This is a genomic window from Microcoleus vaginatus PCC 9802, from assembly GCA_022701275.1.
Classification (GTDB): Bacteria; Cyanobacteriota; Cyanobacteriia; order Cyanobacteriales; family Microcoleaceae; genus Microcoleus; species Microcoleus vaginatus_A.
This window is the reverse complement of record CP031740.1, coordinates 4,058,944-4,079,937: the sequence shown is the minus strand read 5'-3', so window position 1 is coordinate 4,079,937 and position 20,994 is coordinate 4,058,944. Positions and strand designations below refer to the sequence as shown.

The following is a 20,994-nucleotide window of genomic DNA, read 5'->3' as shown; positions in this document are numbered from 1 at the left end:
CTCTTTTCCTCAACGCCGAGGAGGTGATGCCATGTAAAAGGTCGATCGACCTCACAGGACAACACAACTCAAAATTGTATCAAAGATCCCGACCAAAACTTCTCCTTTGCGATCGCACAACTTCCGTGCTATCGTGCCCTTTCTCGAACCATTCCAGATCATGTCCACATCAATTGACAACTTCTACCTAGGCGATGTCGCCTCCAACTTTCACTTTGCAGGCCCGCTGCTAGACTTTGAAGAAGAAATCCAGAATCAATCTCCCTTTCACGATTTAGACTACCTGACAGGCGAAATTAAAAGGGGATTCCTAGACTACGTGCGTCAAGGAATCATGCTGGACGCGATCCGAAAACTGCGATTGTACAAAGACAAGTTCAAAACTTTTAAAACTTACTGCGAACAAGCATTAGGTCGGCAGTATTTTTACTGCAGACAAATTATCAAAGCTGCTGGCATTTGCCTGCGCTTAATTAAAGCCGGATTTGAGATTTTGCCTAGCTGCGTCGCTCAAGTTGTTCCTTTGTTCAAACACGCAATTACCGACCAATATGGCGACTGTCGTTTACAGGAAAAGTGGCAAGAAGTTGTCGATGTCATTCCCAAAGAAAGGATTACCGCAGTAACTATTGCCGAAACAGTTGACAACAATCCCAACCTCCGGCTCAAACAAATTCGCATTAAAACCGACACCTACGCCCTTTTAACCAAAAAAGCAGCCGCAGCCGGACTGTCAATTTCGGAATTTTTGGCAAGGTTGGTTGGCGAATACAATCCCAGAAATTTAGAGCAGCCAGCGGAACATACTCCCGAACAAGAGGAGATTTTAGACCAATTAGACGCGGAGTTTAAGAAGCCGGCAACGGAACAGACTTCAACTTCTGCCCCAGGAAAAGTTAAGTCTAAAGGTTTTGGAGTCAAAGTTGGCCCTAAAGGTGGTAAAAGGGAAGTGAAGGCGAAAACTTCGGAAAGGGAAGTTAAGGCAAAAACTTCGGAAGGTGAAGTTAAGTTCAAAAATCGGCAAAGTGAAATCAAAGCCGAGAAACAGTCGAATTCATTTAATGAGAAAAATCATGAAGTCATCTGCCCAAAATCCAATCATGCGTCAACTGAAATTAATGGAGGTTCAACTGAACGAAATTCAGTGCCACCTTATTAAAGCCACAGTGTTGAATTGGTGGCAAATAGTTTTGCCTGACGGACAGAAGATTGCGATCGAGCACGCGGGCGGCGGACACTGGATTTTCCGGGCTAACGGGCTTGAAAAATCTCATCCAGAAGTGCGGCTAGCGGTGTTGAGGGCGATCGCCCAAGGCTGTCGCAGGTAAGTTATCAGGGGATTTTTCCCCAAGGCGTCTCAAGTCTTGCTGCGGGTGAGGACACGGCATGGCAGCCGTGTCCCGGAAGGGACTGGTAGGCTGGTGGAGTGGTGAACTGGATTTGAGATGATTTGGGGATGCAGGGGGGCGATCGACATTAGTTGCGATTGCGATCGGAATTTCCCAACTGTGGGGCCAAGTTAAAATTTCCCGCGTTGTGGGCCCTGGGCTGGTGTCAAAGATATATTATTATGGGGTTTGGGGAGCAATGCCTTAGCAGAGCCTATTCATACATCTAAGCCCAGCAGCATTAGGCTAGCCCTCAATTCGTGACATTTTCTTCCCAGACTATACTCAAAAGACATCTCCAATAATCAACTTGAAATCCTTGTACCGAGCTAGCTGAATCTTAATTTCCACTCTCTCTAATACTCTGCCTTATATTAAATTTGCGCTTCATAGTCGGGCGTAAAATCGAGTCAACAATCAACACTCAACCATCATATTAAATCTGTTAGCATCGAAATTATTCCTCTCTCTCTTCTCTTCATCTGCGTTAATCCGCGTCAATCCCTTGTCATCTGTGGTTAATACATTCTCTTTTTTTTACCGCAGATGAGGGCAGATAAACACAGATTAACGCAGATGAATTCTATCAATTCCTGTTGCACCATCCATCCGTGATTGTTGACTGCTGACTGGATTGGACTATTCCGATGCAACCGGAATTTATCTCCTTCAGTTTTTCGACTGACAGTTAACAGCCAACAGCCAACAATTATGAGGAGTGCAACCGGAATTAATATTACTCTATTTGATGAAGCAATTTCTCAATTGTCTCCACTAACGTTTCAGGCTCAACAGGCTTGGGAAGATGCTTTTGAAATCCGGCTGCTAGTGCTTGCTGCTGATTTGCCTCACCTGCATACGCTGTGAGGGCGATCGCGGGAATCTCTCCTCCCTCCTGTGTGGATAGTTGTCTCACTTGACGAATCAACATATAGCCATCCATTTGTGGCATCCCAATATCAGCAATCAAAACATCTGGCTTAGATTCATTGAGCTTTTGTAGCGCATCCGTTGCTGAAGATACAGAGATCACTGTGGCTCCCGCTTGCTCCAAAATACATTGAACTAACTCTAAATTGTCTACTTCGTCATCGACGGCCAGGATACATAATCTAGCCAAGGGTGAAGTGTGAGCTTTGAGTGATAGATTATCGTTGGGGTCACTGTTTGCATCATTGCTTCTGGCTAATAAGGGAAGTGTGACAGTAAATGTTGCTCCCTGTCCTTCTCCAAAACTTTCGGCTTTGACAATTCCACCATGTAGCTCAACGACGTGACGCACGATCGCTAATCCCAGCCCTAACCCACCAAATGTTCTCGTAATACTGCTATCGGCTTGTCGAAATGTGTCAAATACATAGGGAATAAATTCTGGCTTAATCCCTTTCCCTGTATCCCTGACTTGAATTTGAGCATAGGAATCAATCCTTTTTAGCTCAACTTCAACTCGACCTCCTGTTGGGGTGAACTTAATGGCATTGGTGAGCAAATTCCAGACAACCTGTTGCAATCGGGTAGCATCTCCTAATACATCGCCGACATTGGGTTCTAGGTGAGTTTGAATTTGAATGTTTTTCGCTTCGGCGGCTAAACTAACTGTTTCGAGCGCAGCTTTAAGAGTTGTTTTCAAATTAATAGGAGTAGAGTTCAAACTCAGCTTGCCTTGCAGAATGCGAGAAATATCCAGCAAATCCTCAATCAGTTGAACTTGCAACTGGGTATTGCGTTCAATCGTTTCGAGAGCTACCGCCGTCTTGCCAGAATCCAGGGTTCCCCTTCGCAGCAGTCGAGTCCAACCCAGAATCGGATTCAACGGAGTTCGCAATTCGTGCGACAAGACAGCTAAGAACTCATCTTTAATTCGGTTAGCTGCTTCTGCTTGTGTCCGTGCTTGCGATTCTGACTCGTAGAGCCGTGCTCGGTCGATCGACTGCGCCGACTGCTGTGCCAGTGCCAAAACAAAAGCGCGATCGCTCTCGGAAAGTCGGGGAAGGGTCGAAAAACTCAGCGATAGCCCACCAACGGCTTGTCCTTCAATCAACAATGGCACTGAAATCCAGGCTTCTGAACCAGCCTTGGCATAAGCTTGGGCTAAATGAGGATAACGGGCAATTCGGTTTTCAATAGTTTCTACCCAAACAGGTTGCCCACTTCGCACAGCTTCTGCCAGAGGATAGGGTGCATGAAGTGAAAAACTGCGCTGAAAGTCTCCTACGTGCTCATAGCCAATGGCTTGAATAATCTCCAGTTCGCTTGCATCCTGGTTTAATACCGCAAGCAAACCAGAACTTGCTCCCAGTGCGGACATTCCCTGTTCAATAATCACCTGAGCCACTTGAGCCGAAGTTAGGGATTCAGACAAAGCTGTCATCACCGCCAGCAGTCGAGCCGTCCGGTTTGCAGCGAGTTCGGCGGCTAATTTCGCTTGTTGTGTTTCATTATAGAGACGAGCGTTATCAATGGCGATCGCTGCTCGCTGAGCCAAATCTTCAGCCAGGCCAATGTCTTCCAGGCGATAGCGGCGATCGGATTCAGTAAACACAAAGGTAATGCTACCCAACACGCGCCCGCGTGCCTGTAGCGGTGCAATGATGCAGGACTTTAACCCAACTCCACGTAAGATTTCCAGGTATTCACCATTCGGCACTGTGGCAACTAACTGTTCATCTGTAATCTCAATCCCAATTTCAACCTGTCCTGTTTGCATGACTTTAGTAATGCCATACCCATCATCGAGATGTCTGGGAAAGCGTTGAGCCAACTCCCAGCCCAACTTCACTTTTTCGGGATCTGAATGAGCAACTGCAACACGACTGATTGTGCGATCGTCATTTAGCAAATCAACACTACACCAATCTGCAAAATAAGGAACTGCCAGCTTTGCAACGCTTTGGAGAGTTTGTTCATACTCTAGCGAAGAGGAAAGGACAGCACTCACTTGGGCTAAAAATGCTGATTTTTCCTGAGAAACCTCTGCTAAAGCACGGGCTGCCTGTTCTTGAACAAGCTGTACTCGTTCGTCTTCGGTTTGCTTGCGTTCAGTAATGTCGCTGAAAGCAGCAATGATATTGATAATTTGTTCTTCTGCGTCAAACAAAGGGGAAGCATTGATCGAGAGAATCGTGCGGGTGCCATCGGCATGGTTAATGGCATGTTCAATGCCATAAATAGCCTGACCTGTTTGCATAACCCTCGCAAACGGCAGTTCATCTTCTGGGAAAGGATGACCCTCCACGGTTGTAATGAACCAGGATGGATCTTTATAGCCTCGCTCCACAATGTCGCTGCTAGTTAATCTTAAAATCCTCTCTGCTGCCCTATTTGCGGCAATAATCTGTCCGGTAGAATCTAAAATAGTGATGCCATCAGGAATAGTTTGGAAGATGCTGGATAATTGCGCTTCACCCTCACGCAGAGCAGTTTCTGCCTGCTTGCGTTGTGTAATGTCGTGCATCACGACAACAGCACCTTGTTTTTCGCCGTTGGCGGCAATAATCGCCTGTCCAGTTGCTAACAGCATTCGCGGCGTTCCCTGCTGCGGAACAATCATCATTTCCAAATCACGAACGTTGTGTCCTTGCAAGGCCTGGAACAGGGGAATATCCTCTGTATTCATGGGTGTTTTGCCGTCGGGCAAATACAAATTATAATACTGAGCCCATTGAGCCGGTGGAAGTGGCTGCTGAGGTACCCCATGGAAATCTTTAGCTGCTTGGTTAAATACCGTCAATATGCCATCTGCATCGCAAGCGACAATGCCAGCTTGAACGTTGTTTAGGATTGCCTTCAAAAAGTCCTGTTCTTTCTGAAGGGTCGCTTCCACCTGCTGGCACTTTGTAATTTCGGCTTTCAATTGTCGATCGAGTTGAGATGTTTGAGTCGTGTCTTGGAAGTAAATAAGTAAGCCATCTTCACTCTTGATGAGGCGAATTTTTAACCACTTGTTGAGTGAGGGGTAGTGTTCTTCAAACTCGATCGCCGTTGGCGTTACGATCGCTCGATGACAATACTTATATAGCTCAGAGGTAAGATCGACCGAAAATATAGTCCATATATTTTTGCCTATCAGGTGTTGCCGCTTCCTGGTTAAAAGCTGCTCTGCTTTATGGTTGACATAGGTGCAGCGCCACTCTGAATTAATAGAAATAAAAGCCTCAGCCATGTGATCGACTATCACCGCAAATCGTCGTGCTTCGAGTGCTTGGCAGTCCGTACATAGCTCTTGAGGAAAATTTACAGTAAGCTCTTGTCCATCATTCAAGGAGTGTGTACGTTCTACTTTCATTGCGGTTAGTCCTGCCTATTTACCTATTATGCCAGTTATTGTTAGGGAATCAAAATATAATATGCCCAAAACCTAAGTCATTCAGTGTTTAAGCACACGGGCGATCGCCCCTCATGGGACAGCACCGCTAAAAACTCGTCTTGAATCCGGTTAGCGGCTTCTGCTTGGGACTCTGCAAGGCGATCGCATTCTAACAGTTGTTCTCTTTCTTGTTCTGCTTGCTTGCGCTTTGTTCACGGATGGGAATAGTGCCGACGAGAATCGGGCTAGCGTTTCTTTAACAGCGAACTCATGCAAACTACGCAACGGCCCAGCAACAGCCTCGACAAAACGTGGCGACTGTACTAAATCTCTGCCCTAGACATATTCTGTCATTCCTAATTGATAATGCCAAATCTACCAGTTTGGTTGTAGAAAAAACAAAACCCGCTTTGTGGGCGGGTTTTAGCTATGGACAAAACTGGACTCTAACAAGTGACCCCTACAATGGCATTGTAGTGCTCTGACCAACTTAGCTATGCGATCGCCTCAGCACTTATCCAGCGTTAAAAATTTGCTTAGCGGTCAAATTCAACTGGGGAAACACCACTGATTCAATTCTTTCATCTCCCCGAAACAGCTTAATTTGATACTCACCATCTACTAACTGATAAACCGATAAAGTAGGCTCTTTCGGATAACCAATATAACGGCTACCCCCTAAACCCAAATAATCTACAATCCAATATTCAGGAATGCTTAATGCTTCATAATCAATCATTTTATGTGCATAATCATCGCGCCAATTTGTGCTGACCACTTCAATCACTAATTTGACCCAATTTCCATGAGTAATAACTGATTCTCTTTCCCATAGAGACTCATTGGCTTCTACGGCTTGTTTATCTAATACAATCACATCTGGAGCGTAGCCAGAGTTATCGTTAAATTTAATTGTACATTCTTTCGGAATAAAGTAAGGAAGTTGTAATCGCCTGATTTCTAAACCCAACTCTATCGCTTGAAAACCCGCGCTCGCTGAATGTTTACCAGTTGGATATGGCATTTCAACCATAACTCCGTTATGTAATTCATAGCGTCCGTTTTCGGGTTTTCCTTCCTGAAATTCATCAAAACTCATTAACTTCGATATCGCTTGAGTCATGGTAAAGTCTCCCATGCTCTAATATCATTTGATTCTGATTCAGTAGGGTGCGTCAGATTTTTAAATTAATTATCTAACTAATAGGTTAATTGTCTAGCTAAAGACCAGACTCTGGGTAGGAGGGCAAACCTAAAACTTTGGATTTATAAATGATGGAAATTCATGGACACAACTGGACTCGAACCAGTGACCCCTACGATGTCAACGTAGTGCTCTAACCAACTGAGCTATGCGTCCTCACGAATTCCTAATGTAGCAGAACATTCGATCGCCTGTCAAGCATAAATATGAGATTTTTTAAGCGGACACTCTTGACATCGCCCCTAATGGCCAATCCCCCGCCAAATCTTCACAGTTCGATCGCCCGCACCGCTAGCCAAACTCCTCCCATCAGCACTAAACGCCACCGACAAAACCTCCCCCCTGTGGCCCGTCAGAATTTCCAGCAAACCCCCCGTACCCGCATCCCACAAATAAATCGTCCCATCCCGACTCCCCGTCGCCAAAACCCGACCATCCGGACTCAACGCCAGACACAAAACATCCCCAGAATTGTCCCTCATACTCCGCAACAGCGTCCCTCGCCCCTGTGCATCCACCCGCCACAGCTTCGCCGTACCATCCCGACTCCCCGTCGCCAAAATCAATCCTTCTCCTACTCCCCCCCTTACCAAGGGGGGGCTGGGGGGGGTCGCAAAAACGATCGCCCGCACCCAATCCCCGTGCTCTGCTAAAGTACAAATCGATCGACCCTTTTGCCAATCCCACAACTGCACAGTCTTGTCCCGACTGGCACTAGCCAAAAACTCCCCGCCAGCACTAAAAGCCACCGCCTCCACCCCGCCAGCGTGACCCGTCAAAGCCGACATCCGCCTTCCCTTATTCAAATTCCACAACTGCACAGTTTTGTCGCGACTGCCGCTAGCCAAAACCTGACCATCCCGACTAAACGCCACAGCAGAAACCCTGTCAGAATGACCAGCCAAAGCGTACCACCACTTACCCTTATTCAAATCCCAAATATGAATCATTTTGTCCCGGCCGCCACTAGCCAAACTCGCGCCATCAGGACTAAACGCTACACAAGTCACCCACTCAGAATGACCCGTGAGAGTGTACCACCGCTTACCCGCATCCAACTTCCACATCTCAATCGTCTTGTCCTCACTGCCGCTAGCTAAAATCGCGCCATCAGGACTGAAAACTACCGACGTGACAGCATTAGAATGCCCTACCAGAGTATGAACACACCTCCAAGTAGGCGCGCGTGCGGGTACAACCCGCTGCATCGGCGGCACAGGTATGATTGTGCCTGCAAGCGTTGGCGGCACTGCATTCTGCACCACTGGCGTCCTCTGCGGCATGGAAATAGCAGGGGCCGCCGGAGTCGCAACCTGTGCTGCCGACTGCTGCGGCTGCAAATCTTTCAATACCTCAGCTACAGATTTGTAGCGCCGACTGAGACTCGATTCGATCATTTTGTCGAGGATGCGACTTAATTTCGGATCAATTTGAACCTTCAAAAAGTCTCGCCAAACCCAAACATCTTGATTAATATCAAACAACTCAAAAGGAGATATTTGAGTTAGCAAATAAATGCAAGTTACTCCCAAACTGTACAAATCGCTGGCATAAACCGCTTGACCTCTAATTTGTTCCGGCGCCACAAATTCGGGAGAACCGATGACTGTACCGGTTTCTCTCAAACCCTCCACAACTTTTGCCGCGCCAAAATCAACTAAAACTAATTCGCCGGTTAATGCTGGGTAAGTATAAATGATGGGAGTTTTAGAAATGCGGCGCCGGATAATGTTGGGGGGTTTAATATCTCGGTGAATTACACTGCGATCGTGCACGAACTGCAATACTGGCAATAAATCCTTCAGCAGACTCAGAATCTGACTTTCGCTGAAAGGCCCAGTCCGCGCCAACTCTTCCTGTAAATTCTGACCTTCTATAAATTCCTGTACCAAATACTGATAGCGTTCCTGCTGAAAGTGCGCCAGCAGTTCGGGAATTTGCGGGTGTTTCCCCAATTCGTCCAGCCGCACCGCTTCTCGGTTGAATAATTCTGCTGCTTTTTCGCTGCTGCTGGTACCTTGGGATAGCGGGAAAAACTGTTTAATTGCACAGCGCGGTTTTGAGGGTTTGTCTTCGTCTACTGCTAAAAAAGTGCGACCAAAACCGCCGCGCCCCAGGGGTTTGATGGCGCGGTAACGCTCTCTCAGCAACAGTTTGGAGCCGCAATTCAGGCAGAATTGGGTACGATCGGCATTTTGCGGGTTTTGACAAGCGGGGTTTAGGCAGTAACTCATAACTGAACCGAGAAGGAATCAGCAGCACATCTCTATGATACTGACGCCAAAGGACGATCGACTCTCGCGTTACAATTATAGTCTTGGACGCACGGGCGACCAGAAACCTGGTTTTTAACCAAAATATTTGCTTAAAACTTTCAATCTCGGTTCAAAAACCCGGTTTCTTTGTTCGGGTGCCTAAGTCCTAAATTAGAAATTAAAGGACTGAAGTCCTTACTACAAACTGGTTAGTAGTTATGACTTTAATCCTCATAATTTAAGAAGTCGCCTTAACTTTCAGAGCATACTCTTTAAACCTTTCCAAGTCTGCCATAAGAGTCGATTCAACTACTCGCGCTAGAAATGAATTGTCCATCAATTTTGCCAGCCAGCCGGGAACTCCATAAGCTACCGTCATTTTGACAATGCTGCTGCTTTTGCGATCGTAAAATCTTATCGCACCCCGATTTGGCAAACCGTCTACCGATTCCCACTGAATTATCTGATTCGGCACTACTTTGAGAATCCGAGAAAGCCAGCTAAATTCTAACCCGCCAGTTGCGAGTTTCCAGCGCGACAATTCTGGGTTGTCTTCGAGAATGCGAACTGATTCTATCCACTTCATCCAGCGCGGCATTTGCTCTAAGTCTGACCAGAGTTGCCACGCTAATTCGATGGGAATTGCTACTTCTATTTGGACGCTGTGTTCTAACCAATCAGTCATGCGATTTTAGATTTTAGATTTTAGATTTTAGATTTCTGGTTACCAGGCAGAGCCTGGTAACGCATTTCACTCTTGCTCTGCCTCGCGTTTTCTGTCTAAATACTGGAGGCGGAGCCTCCTGATAGGCATTCCCAGGCATAGCCTGGGAACCAGAAAAAACGAGAGACGACTAATGACTAATGACTGTAAGCTTCGAGAATTGCCTTAGCCGCTTGATGGCCTGAAAGTGTCGCTCCTTCCATGCTATCAATGTAGTCTTGCTGAGTGTAACTTCCTGCTAGAAAGAAATTGGCGATCGGAGTTTTTTGAGCAGGGCGGAAAACATCCATCCCCGGTGCTTCGCGATACAAAGATTGAGCGAGCTTCACTACACTGTACCAAGTCATGTTTAATTCCCGCGCTGACGGGAATAAATCCTGAACTTGCTTAAGTACGTGTTGGGCGATCGCCTCATTGCTTTGTTTAATAAACGGATCTCCCGGTGTCAGCACCAACTGCAGCAGCGAACCTTGTCCTTCTTGATAATAATCTTTGGGACTTGTCAGCGCCAAATCTGCAAAACAAGAAAAATCTGCATCTGCTGAATATAGCAAATTATCGATTCCTACAGCGTGGCTCAACTGTTTGCGCTTGGCTTCGTCTTCCAGTTCCGTTACCCAACCGTCGAACCGCAATTGTACTGTAGCCACCGGCACCGCATCTAATTTATAAATGTTGTCAAACTCTGACCATTTGCGCCAAGCTGGGGGCAATATTTTCTGAATTCCGGGCACGTCGCAGGCGAACACGTAAGCGTCTGCGGTAATATTTTCTTCTGTTTCGCCGTTAGCTACTAGCAAGCCTGTTACGCGGGTTTCTTCGCCTTCTTCAAACTGAATTTCTCGGACTCTGCGCCGCGTGTAAATTTTTGCTCCTTTTTTTTCCAAATATTCCACAATGGGTTTGTGCAAATATTCGTTGGGAGAACCAGCCAGCATCCGCATGACAGAGGCTTCGGTTTTTGAGGCAAAAAATTGAAAGATTGTCAACATACACCGGGCTGAAATATTTTCAGTGTCGATAAAACCCAGTGCGTAGGCGATCGGATTCCACATTCTTTTGAGCGAGTTTTGGTTGCCACCTTGGCTGCGGAACCAGTCAGCGAAGCTAATTTTATCCAAATCGCGGATAGTTTTCATTGCCCCGTCAAAGTCTATCAAACCTCGGACGATCGGGCTAGTTCCCAGGGCGATCGCATTTTGAATTTTGTCTTGTACGGATAGCTGAGATGTCGTGAAAAACGCCTTCAAACCGTGCAAAGGAGCACCCACGGGAAAGCGAAAATCTAAAGAACCAGTTTCGCCGCCTCGATTGATAAAAGTGTGGACGTGTTCTTTGAGGAGCAAATCGTCAAATGCTCCCACTTTTTTCATCAGGGCAAATAAGTTATAATAACAGCCGAAGAAGACGTGCAAACCCATTTCAACGTGATTGCCGTCGGGATCTACCCAACTGCCGACTTTGCCGCCGACAAAGGGGCGGGATTCAAAAATTTCTACTTGGTGGCCAGCCTCCACTAAATCGACTGCTGTGGTCATTCCAGCCAGTCCCGCACCTGCGATCGCAACCCGCATTTTACCTATCCTTTCCAGTATTTTTACAGATTGTAACAAATTTTAGAATTTCCGAAACATTCAAAGTTCATAAATGCCGATCGACATTTGTATAGCCCTCTGTATTCTTGCTAGGACATCCGCACTAAGTTAACCGTAAGGGCCTTGTTCCAGATAAGTCTTTTGGACAGTTATAATTTGCTCGCAGACAGCCAGCGAGTCAGATTCTAAACCTCCTTCACCAGCAGGAATGAAAACCCTAGTCGGAGTTTCGCCCCCTCTCAAATCGCTAGTAAAAGGGACAATCAGTACAGTACGGCTCAATTCATTCCGGCTATCTATGGAAACGACAGCAACAGGACGCTTTTTGGTATCTCCGATCGTTCGCAAAGCTCTAACAAGATAAACTTCGCCTTGTCGCGGATAAGCTTCTGTCATTGTCTCAAAGACCTTCCTCTATTAAAATGTCTTCCATTTGTTCCTGAGCAAATGTTGCCCATTCTTCCTCAAACTCAATATCTTCTTGGCTGCGGTTTTGATAAAATTTCCGCAACTTATCTTCGATTTGGTTAGCGTACCAGAGACGGAGAGCTTGTTCGATCGCCTCCGTCCAATCATCAGTAAGCTGGTCTATTTTCTCCGCGAATTCAGCATCAAGAGCGACTAACACTTCTCGCTTTTGAGTAGAATTTGACATAATCATTCTCCTTAATAATTTAAAAACTATGGTGCGCTGGGGCGCACCTTACATATTAATTTTACATATTCCTTCTTCCTTCTTCCTTCTTTCGTCTTCCTTCTTCCTTCTTCCTTCTTCCTTCTTCCTTCAAAACATCGGCATCAACTGAAGTGGCCCAATTCCCAAATCTTTAGCAGACACCCAGCGCACCTCCAGCAAAGCAACCATATCCTTAAACTGAGGCTGACCGCGAGAAGCACCCATCAACCCTTTAGCAATAATCAAACCGCACCAACCGTTGGTTAATTTACAGCGATTGTCCCACTTCTTGCGAGCTTCCTGATGCACCGGATCGTCTTCATTGAACTCCCCAAACAAATACAGTTCCCCATTTTTAGTTTGCAAAATACCCAAGTCGTATTGCTCATCCTGAAAAGGATTTTCGCCCGGGTTAAAACCAATTGCCTTCACCCCTCCCGCTTCTTTCAAATCCTGAATCATAGTTTTCGCTTTCGGATGAGAAGTTTGGATCATCACCACCGGCAAACCATCTCCAGCGGTATTAATATCACTTTCTGCAGCTTGGTGAAACTGCACACTTTCGCGCAGGAACTCTACCGTTTCCCAAGGTACGGCGCCGAGACTCAAAAATGAATTTTGCGGCACCAAATCGTCCCGCAGCAGTGGCTTTTCAAATTCATCATCATCGTCATCACCGTCATCATCGTCATCATCACCGAGCATCTGTAATAATTCGTCTGACACATCCGGCATCGTTGAAACTTTAACGGATACCTGTTGAATTTCTCCGTCAGGCTGCGGAACAGGGATGCGGTAGCGACTGCTAAGACTGGGAAAAGTGTCTGCTCCCAATTTCCGGCGGCCGTTGCGGAAAAAGCGATGAAATGCTTCGAGAGCAACTAACATCGTGAGGGCTTCTTCTTCGTAAAGAATCGATCGCAATCCTTCTAAAGGATGTAGGTTGCCGAAATTTGGTTCAATTTCCGATGGAGGCAACTCGGCTAAATCAATTTCTTCGTCGTCGTCCTCATCAATATCTGCCGCACTTTCAAAGGTAAGAAACAAACAGTCTTGCCCTAAAAAAGCCTGTTCTAAATCTTCAAAAGATTCATCGTTGACGACTCGTTCTCGAAACCGCTTCAAGGATTCTAGAGAACGGTACAGTAAAACTCCGTAATCCATTCTGCCTTGCCCCAATACGGACACGTAGAGGCTGGCGACATCCCACTGATTGATTTCAATAGATATAATTTGGTGTTCGCTCAAAGTCCGCCACGGAGCATCTTGCCAAATTTGAGCAGCTTTTTCCATTAAAACTTCAGCATACTGAGGGGGCAACTCAGGAGGTCTGTTGATCGCGACCTCTTCCATGCCGCGAAATATTTCGTCAATTAAGGGCAATTCCGGCACGTAGTCAATGGAAATGCTTAAATCTTGAAGTACGCCCCGCAGATAAAATTGAATTTCTCGGTTTTTGACTACTATTTTTTGGGGCCGACCTGCAGGAGCCGGACTTTGGGGATGTTCCATTGCCCGTAGCAGGGCCCGGACGATCGCCTCTGGGCCGGCATCTGGGCCTACCATGTCCATAGCCCTCACGACTCCCTCGGAGCCATCGACCCAGAGAATGCACTCGCCACCCGCTTCTAGAACGTCATCGTCATCTATCATCAGGTGTGAGTCAGCATTAGATAAGGGTCGGCGATCGCCCTCCCACACGCTGGGAATTTGAGGTAAGTTTTGTAGCCGACGAAGAGTAGTGCGATTCAGCGCTGCCATAGAGTAAGCCCGTTGGGTGAAGCATTGTTGCGGTGCCGGTAGCCGGTCAACCGCTGCTTATCAATCATAAACCCTATAGGGGGAGAGGGCATCGAGCTTGGGAACGAGGCCCCACGGGAATTAAAAATTAGAAGCTAAAAATTCTGCCTTCAGCATCTAACCGAATGCCTTCTGGCGAATGCCTGTACAATGGAGCAATAAGATTAAACTCTTTGCATTAGACAGTCTCAGGAGTTCGGCAAATTATGACTCAAGCCATTTCTGAAAAGCGCGGCATTCAAATGACGGACTCTGCTGTCCGTCAAGTTTTAGCCCTGAGAGAAAAACAAGGTAAAGACCTCTGCTTGCGGGTAGGGGTTCGCCAGGGCGGATGCTCTGGAATGTCCTACGTGATGGATTTCGCAGATCCCAGCACTGTGAAATCCGACGATGAAGTGTTCGACTACGACGGTTTTCAGGTAGTTTGCGATCGCAAGAGCATTCTTTATCTCTACGGTTTGGTTCTCGACTTCAGCGATGCTATGATCGGGGGCGGCTTTCAGTTTACGAACCCCAACGCAACTCAAACTTGCGGTTGTGGCAGTTCTTTTTCTACATAAATCGGAAAAGAGGGCATGGGGCAGGAAGTTGTTAACTGCCCCATGCCCTTTTCCGTGCAACATCCCAAATCTAAAATCTAAAATCGAATGACCCCTGAAGAATTGTTTAAAGACGGTTTCGATCGCTACCAAGCTGGCGAAGCCCCGGCTAATCTGATCCCCGTGTTTAAAGAAGTGTGCGAAAAAGCTCCAAAAAATGGCAATGCCTGGGCTAGCCTCGCGTGGCTCTACCTGTTGGAAAATAAACCTGCACCGGCTCAAAAGGCAGCGAAAACAGCCGTTAAATTGAACCCTCACGACCCCCAAGCTCGCATCAACCTAGCAGTAGCGATCCTGGATCTCAAAGATAAAGGAGTGCGCCCCCACGTAGAAGTGGCTCAGCAACTCGTGATGGCTTCGGAAGAGTTGCTCGACGAAGTTAAAAAAAATTTTGAAGAAGGATTAAAGAGAAAACCCGACTGGAAGAGTCTCGCCCGCGTTAAACAGTGGCTTCTGGAGCCGTAACCACGCAAACAAGTCGATTTTTGGGCGGGGATCGAGGAAATCGGTTTTGCGGTTTATTACGATATCGTAATAAATCAATAAATAACTTTATGGAAAACTCAGAAAGTCAGTGCTAGTATTTGAAAACTTAGACGATTCACAAACCCGCTCAGCGGTTTTCAGATTTTACTACGATAATACTAGGAGTTGTAAAAACATGAGCACTGACAGCCACGTTAACATCAAGCCCGCAACCCGCAACCACAAAGGTTTCTTTATTCAGCCAGCTTCTTACAAGTTGATGAGCATCGATAAATCCGGCTGGGCCTTGATTTGTATGGACAAAGCAGTTTGTCACTACGTAGACCCGGATGATTTGCAATTGCCGAATAAATCAGGAATGTCTGAAGGTTAATTCTGAAGTTTTGAGAGACTTTAAGATGCTTTATTTGAGTAGCTGCCCTCCATAGAGGGCAGCATCTTTTTTTGGTCAGAAAAAAGTCCGACCACGAAGCCGTGTACGGGATTTAAGGGATAGAAGGAAGAATTACCGATTACAAATTACCGATTACAGATTCCCTAATTGTTAGATTTCAAGGCAAAAAGCATCTCCAACTCAGCAGTTGTCGGTTGTGTAGAAGCTGTGGCTACGCTAACTCCTCGGAGAGAATTCAGCAATTCAGCGACGGGTGGCGAAACTAAATTTGGCTGTACTGCGAGCAAATATTGGTTAGCCCAAGACATGCTTTTTTCCATATCTATGTAAAAGTAACCTTGGTTCGCCCGCGGTAAAGAAGTAGCGATCGCCTGAAAACTCGGACTGCTGCTTAGCGGTTGCGGTGGCGTCGAAGTAATCACATCAACTAAAGGCCCGCCGAAAGCTACAAACACAGAATTTTCATTCAGCCAACCGTGTCCGAATAGAGTGCCTTGCTGGGGTATTTGCCACTCCGTAACCTCTTTACCCTCAACGGTTCTAGGGGCCACGCTGACTGTAGGATTGCTTTTGGCGATCGCATCGAGTTTTTTCAGAGTTGCTTCGGCGGCAGGGCGATCGCTCGTTTCAAAAATCATCGCCGCCCCCATCCCCAACTGAGACAAAATGCCTTGATTGGAACCGATCGCCCCGATCGCAAATTCCCCATTCATCCAACCAAAAACCTCTCGATCCGCATCCAAATCCAACCGCTTAAAACTATTCCTCACCTGCTGAACTCCCCTGTCAACTTCCGGGCTATCTTTTGCCTCAGCGGTTGCTTGCGACCAAATTTTATCGATTCCCTTGCCGCCGACTAAAGCAATAGTTTCATCGGGAAATCTGGGCAACAATTTCGATGCGAATTGGGGATTTTGCTGCACGAATTTAGGGTCTAACTGAGCAATAGTTTTTACCCTCAATCCCTCACTATCTGCTCCAATTCCCGCAACCAAAGACTTAACTTGTTTGAACTGCGAAAACACTGCCCAAGGCAACTGGATATCTGCGGGCAAATTAGCTTTCAATTGGTCAATTGCAGCAGGATAGTCAGCAATATAAACAGTTGCGATCGGATTCTTGACACCAGCACTCTCTGCAAAAAACTTAGTTGTGCTCTGCTGCGTAGCGAGGGAGGGTTCTCCTTTAAAAGTATCGATCGCCAATTCCACAGGCTTTTTCAAAGGAGCCATCACTAATTGGTCGTTCAGCAAAGCCACACTGTAGCGCTTGCCAGTTGGCTCTGCAATCTCAAAGATTTTAATTCCTTTATACTCGCTTTCTTGAGTAGTTGCACCAGGCTGAGATTTTAATTTATTAGCAAAATTCCAAGCGCTAATTTTATTTTTCACGCTGACGACTACCAGCAGTTTTGGAGGCTGTGTATTCGTCGCAGCATCAGGGGGCAGCAAAGCGACCATCACACCCCCCAGCCAAGGCTTTAAGTCCCTGTCAAAGTCGATTTGAGTGCCTGCCAAGCTTTGTTCTTGAAAGCCCTTCAAACCCTGACCGAGCAACTTTTGAGCTCCTGGCGTGCCAAATCGCTGCAACTGGGCCAACGCTTGCGGATTGGGGGAGATAAACGCGGCCATCATTGCTTCGTCGGGCACAACTTTGGCGCTGTCTTGAGGGTTGGATACTTGTTGGCTCAAACCCTGGAAGTAAAAGTAGACCGCAGCGCTACCTGCTGCGACGGTGGAGGCAGCAATTAGAAGCTTTGATTTTTTTGCAGGCATGGTTTGTGTTCCTCGCGTCCCATATCAGTTTAATCAAAATACAGAAAGCTTGTGGCGAGGCGATCGGGTCGGCGCTCTAGTTTTGTATAATTCAAAACAAGTTTGGACGATCGTCTAAACTGCTAGAACTGTGCATTATTGGTAAAAGATGAAAGTAGCGATCGCGGGAGCAACGGGATTTGTAGGTAGCCGGCTGGTGGAGAAGCTGCAAGCTGCGGGACATCAAGTGGTGGTTTTGAGCAGGGATGCGGCGAAGGCTGGCCGAGTTTTTCCCGCTTCAGCTTATCCGAATTTGGAAGTTGTCGCCTACACTCCAGCGGAGTCTGGTGATTGGCAAAAGTCGATCGCGGGCTGCGACGCTGTTGTCAATTTAGCAGGGGTTCCGATTGCAGAGGAAAGGTGGACGGAGGCGCGCCAGCAAGCAATTCTGGACAGTCGCAGACTGACGACGGCAAAATTGGTCGAGGCGATCGTCAATGCTAATCCTAGACCATCTGTGTTAGTTAGCGCATCGGCGATCGGCTATTACGGAACCAGCGAAACCGCTGAGTTTGACGAAACTAGCCCTGCGGGAAACGATTTTTTAGCAGCAGTTTGCAAAGACTGGGAAGCAGCGGCCCAACCTGCAAAAAATGCGGGAACGCGGTTAGCAATTTTGCGGCTGGGGATAGTTTTGGGAATGGGAGGCGCGTTGGCAAAAATGCTGCCACCTTTTAAACTATTTGCAGGCGGGCCGCTGGGCACTGGGAAACAGTGGTTTTCTTGGGTTCATCGCGAGGATGTGGTTGATTTAATTTTGTACGCTTTGCAAAATTCGCAAGTTGAAGGCGTTTTGAATGCGACAGCACCGAATCCGGTGCGGATGAATGAATTGTGTCAAACTTTAGGGGAAGTTTTGCAGCGACCTTCTTGGTTGCCGGTGCCAGGTTTTGCTTTAGAAATGCTGTTGGGAGACGGGGCAAAACTTGTTTTGGAAGGGCAGAAAGTGTTGCCGAAACAAACTTTAGCTAGTGGTTTTCAATATCAATATCCGACGCTGAAATTAGCACTCGAAGAGATTTTATCGGGAAGTTAGAAGTCGCATCCTCGTTGTCCAAGAAACCGGGTTTCTGCGATAATTTTGGCATCTTCACGCCCGATTGGGTGAAGAAACCCGGTTTCTGAGGCCCTGCCATCCAAGAAACCGGGTTTCTGCGATAATTTTGGCATCCTACCGAAGATTTGGGTAAGAAACCCGGTTTCTGACTCCCCGACGCGATCGCCTCAGCCTCAGCCAAGAAACCGGGTTTCTGCGACAATTTTTGCATCCTCACGCCCGATTTGGGTAAGAAACCCGGTTTCTGAGTCCCCGACGCGCGCGCCTCAGCCTCAGCCAAGAAACCGGGTTTCTGCGATAATTTTGGCATCCTACCGAAGATTTGGGTAAGAAACCCGGTTTCTGAACCCCACGCGATCGCACCTCAGCCTCAGCCAAGAAACCGGGTTTCTGCGATAATTTTGGCATCCTACCGAAGATTTGGGTAAGAAACCCGGTTTCTGAACCCCACGCGCGCGCCCCTCAGCCTCAGCCAAGAAACCGGGTTTCTGCGATAATTTTGGCATCCTACCGAAGATTTGGGTAAGAAACCGGGTTTCTTACCCCTCCCCTTCCGCTAGCCACTCACCTATCCTCTGATATGCCACGTCGCCAAATTATCTTCCAAGCGGGTAATTACTACCATGTTTATAACCGAGGTAATAACCGTCAGCTTATCTTTTTTGAGCGAGAAAACTATATTTATTTTTTACGTCAATTAAGAAACCATCTGATTATTCATGGTGTCGATATTATTGCTTATTGTTTGATGCCGAACCACTATCATTTATTAGTTTACCTGCAAACGGATGATTTTTCCAAGCTGATGCAGTCATTTACTCTGTCTTATGCTAAGGCTATCAATAAACGCTATCAAAGGGTGGGTTCACTATTTCAGGGACGGTTTCAGGCGATTCATGTGGATGGAGAAGACTATTTATTACACTTAACTCGATATATTCACTTAAACCCAGTCTGTGCTAATATAGTTGAAAAAGCAGAGGATTGGGAGTTTTCCAGCTATCAGGAATATATTGATTTGCGTCAGGGAAGTTTACCTAAAATAGATGGAGTGCGATCGCAATTTTTTTCAGCCGATGCTTATCGTGACTTTTTAGAAGGTTCAACTAGCGATAAATTAATCCAGTATTTAACATTTGAAGAATAGAAGGCTTTAAGAAACCGGGTTTCTGGGAGAATTTTGACATCCTCACGCCCGATTTGGGTAAGAAACCCGGTTTCTGAATCCCCACGCGTGTTCCCAGAAACTCCAAGAAACCGGGTTTCTGGGAGAATTTTGGCATCCCAACAGAGATTTGGGTTTCAAACCCGGTTTCTCAACCCCCCACGCGATCGCGCCTAACCCTGAGCCAAGAAACCGGGTTTCTGTGATAATTTAGGCATCCTACCCAAGATTTGGGTAAGAAACCCGGTTTCTGATCCCCACGCGCGACTATATCTAGTTGTTATAATAAATAAACCTGAGCATTTTTTCTTCTAATAGAATAGCTTGTATTAATTGCCAGATGAAGATTAAGCGCGATCGCCCCCCCGGAGAGTGACAGAAGAGGGATATAGGGTTTAATCTTCAATATTGCGATCGCAATATAAACGCATTCTTAATATTCTGTTTATTCCTTGCTATTGAAACTGTTTCAGAGTAATCTAGTAACCATAAGTCAGTTATAATATTTTCATAAGTTGGATTCACGAAAAATTTCTGCAAGTTTAACTCACATCTCTGGCGCTCAAATCATATGGACACATCTGAAAAGTTTTGTTTTTGTACTCTAGCTGTAGGTGATAGGTATCGTGCTCATGTAAAGATGCTAGCTCAAGATATCCAGACCCATATGCCTTCCACAACTTTATGTATCCTAAGCGATCAACCAGAGCAGTTTAAAAATTTCCCTCATGTTCTGGTGTTCAAGCACCACCTCCAGAGTGTGAAAGGGTATCATGACAAACGTTTCGTTCTTGAAAAAGCTCTCTCACTATTTGAGAGTTGTATGTTTTTAGACTCTGATGTTAGATTGCTAGGCCCTCTAGTAGAAGAAATGAATTGGTCTCCTGGAATTACAGCAAGAGCAGGTACTGATTTGGTCAAACACATACAAAACATTAAAAATCCGAAAAAAATTGAAGTTATAAAAGCAGCAGGGCAAAAACTAAATATTGATCTTCAACAAGTGAAGTGGCTTCACGAGTTTATGTTTGTCATGAAGAGACAGAATGGATTAGAAGGGGAATTTTTTGAACTTTGGCAGACAATTTCTTACTTTTTTGAAATGCAAGAAATCTATCAGGGTGAGGGTTATGCTATGGGGCTAGCTGCGGCTCGAATTGGGATGACATTTGATTTTTTCCGCGAAGACAAATTTCCATTCTTTAAGGATAATATTGAACGAGTAAGAATCCAAAATGGACAAGCAATTATTCAGGAGAAACAAATTTACTTCGACATCCATAAACAGATTGAATATCCCAAACGTTCCCTTTGGGAGAAAATCAACAACAAACTAAGTAAACAGGTTGTGTTTTATTATCGATTATTTAGACTGAGAGTTTTTATTAAAAAAGATCCTAATTATTATAAAATCTTTGGATGAGTATACAAAAAATAATGGCTCTTCATTACTTGGTAGGCCAACTTGTATAGAAATGTAGTCAAAACCTTTGCTCCGCAAAGGTTTTGACTATTTATTTAGATGAATTGG

Annotated in this window: 17 protein-coding genes, 1 tRNA gene and 1 pseudogene; 8 read left to right on the top strand and 11 right to left on the bottom strand. The window is 46.1% G+C overall.

The window, feature by feature from the left end; genetic code table 11:
- Window positions 1–160: 160 nt before the first annotated feature.
- Together D0A34_16585 and D0A34_16580 are read left to right on the top strand one after the other, a co-directional pair.
- Window positions 161–1,159, top strand: coding sequence for a hypothetical protein (locus tag D0A34_16585; GenBank protein UNU20273.1), 999 nt, complete (start codon window positions 161–163; stop codon window positions 1,157–1,159).
- Window positions 1,101–1,328 carry a hypothetical protein gene (locus D0A34_16580; GenBank protein UNU20272.1) on the top strand — a complete coding sequence of 76 codons (228 nt, stop codon included), beginning with the start codon at window positions 1,101–1,103 and terminating at the stop codon, window positions 1,326–1,328. The genes D0A34_16585 and D0A34_16580 overlap by 59 nt, the downstream gene beginning before the upstream one ends.
- A 796-nt stretch (window positions 1,329–2,124) precedes the next feature.
- Here the strand turns inward: D0A34_16580 and D0A34_16575 are convergent.
- From D0A34_16575 to D0A34_16535, 9 genes and pseudogenes are all read right to left on the bottom strand, one after another.
- Window positions 2,125–5,673, bottom strand: a complete 3,549-nt coding sequence (locus D0A34_16575) for a PAS domain S-box protein (protein UNU20271.1) — start codon at window positions 5,671–5,673, stop codon at window positions 2,125–2,127.
- A gap of 535 nt (window positions 5,674–6,208) precedes the next feature.
- Window positions 6,209–6,817, bottom strand: coding sequence for a Uma2 family endonuclease (locus D0A34_16570; protein ID UNU20270.1), 609 nt, complete (start codon window positions 6,815–6,817; stop codon window positions 6,209–6,211).
- 163 nt (window positions 6,818–6,980) lie between these two features.
- A tRNA-Val gene (locus D0A34_16565) sits at window positions 6,981–7,054 on the bottom strand.
- 86 nt (window positions 7,055–7,140) lie between these two features.
- The gene (locus D0A34_16560) at window positions 7,141–9,132 is read right to left on the bottom strand and encodes a serine/threonine protein kinase (protein UNU20269.1); all 1,992 of its coding nucleotides are present in this window, start codon (window positions 9,130–9,132) and stop codon (window positions 7,141–7,143) included.
- Between the two features lie 259 nt (window positions 9,133–9,391).
- A complete protein-coding gene (locus D0A34_16555) occupies window positions 9,392–9,838 on the bottom strand; it encodes a hypothetical protein (protein UNU20268.1) in 447 nt (148 codons plus the stop codon).
- A gap of 176 nt (window positions 9,839–10,014) precedes the next feature.
- On the bottom strand, window positions 10,015–11,451 hold the full coding sequence (gene zds / locus D0A34_16550; protein UNU20267.1) for a 9,9'-di-cis-zeta-carotene desaturase: 1,437 nt from the start codon (window positions 11,449–11,451) through the stop codon (window positions 10,015–10,017).
- A gap of 60 nt (window positions 11,452–11,511) precedes the next feature.
- A pseudogene (locus D0A34_16545) lies at window positions 11,512–11,868 on the bottom strand (type II toxin-antitoxin system PemK/MazF family toxin).
- A gap of 4 nt (window positions 11,869–11,872) precedes the next feature.
- Window positions 11,873–12,127: a hypothetical protein gene (locus tag D0A34_16540; protein UNU20266.1), complete on the bottom strand. Its 255-nt coding sequence runs from the start codon at window positions 12,125–12,127 to the stop codon at window positions 11,873–11,875.
- A 129-nt stretch (window positions 12,128–12,256) separates the two neighbouring features.
- Window positions 12,257–13,909, bottom strand: a complete 1,653-nt coding sequence (locus D0A34_16535) for a hypothetical protein (GenBank protein ID UNU20265.1) — start codon at window positions 13,907–13,909, stop codon at window positions 12,257–12,259.
- 245 nt (window positions 13,910–14,154) lie between these two features.
- Here D0A34_16535 and D0A34_16530 point away from each other — a divergent pair, with 245 nt between their 5' ends.
- The 3 genes from D0A34_16530 (at window position 14,155) to D0A34_16520 (ending at window position 15,406) form a co-directional block, all read left to right on the top strand.
- Window positions 14,155–14,508: an iron-sulfur cluster assembly accessory protein gene (locus tag D0A34_16530; GenBank protein ID UNU20264.1), complete on the top strand. Its 354-nt coding sequence runs from the start codon at window positions 14,155–14,157 to the stop codon at window positions 14,506–14,508.
- Between the two features lie 87 nt (window positions 14,509–14,595).
- A complete protein-coding gene (locus tag D0A34_16525) occupies window positions 14,596–15,012 on the top strand; it encodes a hypothetical protein (protein ID UNU20263.1) in 417 nt (138 codons plus the stop codon).
- A 196-nt stretch (window positions 15,013–15,208) separates the two neighbouring features.
- Complete coding sequence (locus D0A34_16520; GenBank protein ID UNU20262.1) at window positions 15,209–15,406, top strand: hypothetical protein; 198 nt, start codon at window positions 15,209–15,211, stop codon at window positions 15,404–15,406.
- Between the two features lie 164 nt (window positions 15,407–15,570).
- On the opposite strand, the gene D0A34_16515 is transcribed toward D0A34_16520, so the two are convergent.
- Window positions 15,571–17,202, bottom strand: a complete 1,632-nt coding sequence (locus tag D0A34_16515) for a DUF3352 domain-containing protein (protein UNU20261.1) — start codon at window positions 17,200–17,202, stop codon at window positions 15,571–15,573.
- A 148-nt stretch (window positions 17,203–17,350) separates the two neighbouring features.
- Here D0A34_16515 and D0A34_16510 point away from each other — a divergent pair, with 148 nt between their 5' ends.
- Entirely contained in the window at window positions 17,351–18,277 is a 927-nt protein-coding gene (locus D0A34_16510) for a TIGR01777 family protein (GenBank protein ID UNU20260.1), read from the top strand.
- On the opposite strand, the gene D0A34_16505 is transcribed toward D0A34_16510, so the two are convergent.
- A complete protein-coding gene (locus tag D0A34_16505; GenBank protein UNU20259.1) occupies window positions 18,210–18,608 on the bottom strand; it encodes a hypothetical protein in 399 nt (132 codons plus the stop codon). The genes D0A34_16510 and D0A34_16505 overlap by 68 nt on opposite strands.
- 270 nt (window positions 18,609–18,878) lie before the next feature.
- Here D0A34_16505 and D0A34_16500 point away from each other — a divergent pair, with 270 nt between their 5' ends.
- Window positions 18,879–19,445: a transposase gene (locus tag D0A34_16500; GenBank protein UNU20258.1), complete on the top strand. Its 567-nt coding sequence runs from the start codon at window positions 18,879–18,881 to the stop codon at window positions 19,443–19,445.
- A 589-nt stretch (window positions 19,446–20,034) separates the two neighbouring features.
- Window positions 20,035–20,886, top strand: a complete 852-nt coding sequence (locus D0A34_16495) for a hypothetical protein (GenBank protein ID UNU20257.1) — start codon at window positions 20,035–20,037, stop codon at window positions 20,884–20,886.
- Window positions 20,887–20,994: the final 108 nt, after the last annotated feature.